Source organism: Pseudomonas extremorientalis (genome assembly GCF_001870465.1).
Classification (GTDB): Bacteria; Pseudomonadota; Gammaproteobacteria; order Pseudomonadales; family Pseudomonadaceae; genus Aquipseudomonas; species Aquipseudomonas extremorientalis.
Genome location: NZ_MDGK01000035.1, coordinates 1 through 533 on the forward strand (window position 1 = coordinate 1; position 533 = coordinate 533).

1 protein-coding gene is annotated in these 533 nt (G+C 62.5%); it reads right to left on the minus strand.

Translation table 11 applies throughout. From position 1 onward, the window contains the following. On the minus strand, positions 1-533 hold a 533-nt coding region (locus BFN10_RS13690; protein ID WP_139221111.1), incomplete at both ends, for an AMP-binding protein.

The window sequence follows — 533 nt, forward strand, 5'->3', positions numbered from 1 at the left end:
TGGTCGATGCGCCCGGCGTATTCGATCACGCCGTCTTCGCGGTAGCGCGCCAGGTCGCCGGTGCGGTACAAGCGCTCGCCCTTGATGAACGGATGAGCGACAAAACGTTCGGCGGTAAGTGCCGGACGGCGGTGATACCCACGGGCCAGGCCGATACCGCCCAGGTACAGCTCGCCGAGCACACCGACCGGCACCGGCTCGAAGTTGCTGTCGAGGATGTAGCAACCCAGGTTGGCAATCGGACGGCCAATCGGCACTGCATCGCGACCTTCATCGACGCAAGTCCAATGGGTCACGTCGATAGCCGCTTCGGTCGGACCGTACAGGTTGAAGAGCCCGGCTTGGGGCAACTTGGCGAAGACTTGCTGCTGGGCATCCACCGGCAACGCCTCGCCGCTGCAAACGATGCGTTGCAGGCTTTGGCAGGTGGACACATCAGGATCCTGAAGGAACGCCTGCAACATCGACGGCACAAAGTGCAGCGTGGTGACCTGCTCTTGATTGATCAGGTTGATCAGCCTGGCCGGATCGCG